The 342-nt window shown below is 55.3% G+C and carries 1 protein-coding gene; it reads left to right on the top strand.

Features of this window, described 5'->3' with window-relative positions; all coding sequences use genetic code 11:
* Positions 1–115: 115 nt before the first annotated feature.
* Positions 116–342 (top strand): phosphotransferase family protein (locus ACYP03_RS24990; RefSeq protein WP_459782524.1); only part of this gene is annotated, 227 nt, incomplete at its 3' end.

The following is a 342-nucleotide window of genomic DNA, read 5'->3' as shown; positions in this document are numbered from 1 at the left end:
AAATGCCGACAAGGAAACGTTTCGCCAGCTGGCGGCCATTCATCATTACTCCATACCCGCACAACAGCCGGTGCACCCCCACCAATGGACAATCCAGCAGACAGAACACGCTTTGATGCAGCTGCAATTGCCTTCCTCTGCCGAACAGCAGTTGTGTCAGCTTCAAACAAAATCTGCCGATCTTTTTCTACCGATCGCCTGTTTATCCGGCGACAGTAATGCAGGCAACTGGGGACGGCGCGATCAGGGCGAGCTGGTTTTGTTCGACTGGGAACGGTTTGGCCGGGGCAGCCCGGCCATCGATTTAGCCCCCTTAGTGAAGGGCATGGGAAATGTGGAGGA

Source organism: Photobacterium sp. R1 (genome assembly GCF_054600795.1).
Note: the sequence above shows the minus strand (reverse complement) of the source record. Positions and strands in the feature narration are given on the sequence as shown.